This is a genomic window from Nostoc sp. UIC 10607, assembly GCF_047228265.1.
Classification (GTDB): domain Bacteria; phylum Cyanobacteriota; class Cyanobacteriia; order Cyanobacteriales; family Nostocaceae; genus Nostoc; species Nostoc foliaceum_A.
Genome location: NZ_JBIQNW010000178.1, coordinates 1 through 1,621 on the forward strand (window position 1 = coordinate 1; position 1,621 = coordinate 1,621).

At 37.9% G+C, this 1,621-nt stretch carries 1 pseudogene; it reads left to right on the top strand.

Going from position 1 to position 1,621, the window contains the following annotated elements:
- Positions 1 to 280: 280 nt before the first annotated feature.
- A pseudogene (locus ACEYW6_RS36180) lies at positions 281 to 1,576 on the top strand (IS4 family transposase); the annotation flags it as partial.
- Positions 1,577 to 1,621: the final 45 nt, after the last annotated feature.

Sequence of the window (1,621 nt, forward strand, 5' to 3'; positions counted from 1 at the left end):
CATCCGTGAGAGGTTAAGATAAAGTGCATTTTGTCAACCAGTTAAAATACTCAAAATAGTCTTATTGAAAATGATAATCGTGCGGGGGAGAGGGGGAAGGAGGCGAGCGACGCTCGCCTCCTTCCCCCTCTATTTGATTATCATTATTTTTAATATCTTTGACAACTTAAATAAGATATCAAAAGGTATTGTAACGAGAGAATAACTTTGTCAAAACTGGGCTTAATTCTTAGGTAAATTCAATTATTAAATGAGGTAATGAAAAATTTGGTTTACCGCCATGCCCAAGCGACCAAAACAAAACTCTGACCACCCACACCGACATCATACTCCTACTATAGATAATGAAGCGATAGCTAAACACTTAGAAGCTTTATTAACCCCAGCAGTTTTTGCCCAACAAAAATATTATAAACAGTTAGGATTACGAGACAGAGTTCTCAATTTATCTTTAATGGTAGCAGCAGTACTAACACTGTTGTGGCGACAAGTTCCTGGCGTTCAAGAGTTGAATCGTCTGTTAGCACGAGAAGGTTTATTATGGTGTCCTGTTACTAAAGTTGCTCAACAGTCTTTGTCAGAAAGATTTTTAGTATTCCCTTCGGAATTATTTGAGCGGACGTTTAAAGATTTATTGCCTAAATTGCAATTTAATTGGCAGCAAAGATTCAGGCGGCCATTGCCAGATAGTGTGAAGTTTTCACTTGATAATTTTGAACGAATATGGATAGCTGATGGGTCTACATTGGAGGCTCTATTTCGGAAGCTAAAAAGCTTGGAAGACATGAAAACAGGGCAACTTGCAGGTAAAATTTGTACAGTTATTGATTTAGTTACTCGTTTACCCGTTGAAGTTTGGTTTCACACTAATCCGGCAGCTTCAGACACCAATTTTGAAGCTGCGGTACTCAATTTGGTGACTGCTAAGACTTTAATTTTACTCGACAGAGGTTTCTATCATTTCCAGTTTTTACAACAACTTATTAATCAAGAAGTCCATTTTATTACTCGTTTAAAAGCCAAAGCATCTATTAAATACTTAAAAATTTTTAGCTATGATCATTTACTTAAAGACCGATTGATTCAACTTGGTACTACTCGTCGTGGCGCACCAGTACTGACTTTACGTTTAATCGAGATAAAGGTTGGTAAAACTAGCTATTCTTATATTACTTCTGTTCTCGACCCACAAATATTACCTCCTTACATCGTCGCTGATTTATATCGACGAAGATGGAGAATTGAAGAGGCTTTTTACGTGGTTAAACGTTTATTGGGACTGTCTTATTTATGGACTGGTTCTATTAATGGTATCAAGCTACAAGTTTGGGCAACTTGGTTATTTTATGCTGTTTTAGTTGATTTTGGGGACGCGGTAGCTGATGAATTAGCTTTACCATTTGACCGCATTTCTTTGGAGATGATATTTCGTGGTTTGTACCATTTTAGTGTTGCCTATGACAAAGGTAAGGCGGATGACCCTATTAAGTACTTCGCTGCAAAAGAGAATCAAGATTTAGGAGTTGTTAAAGCGCTGCGAAAACCAGTCTCCAAGCTGGATTTATCCCCTTTTCCTGCACCCTCTTGACAAAAGTGCAATCCCTCTAACCTCTCACCGATG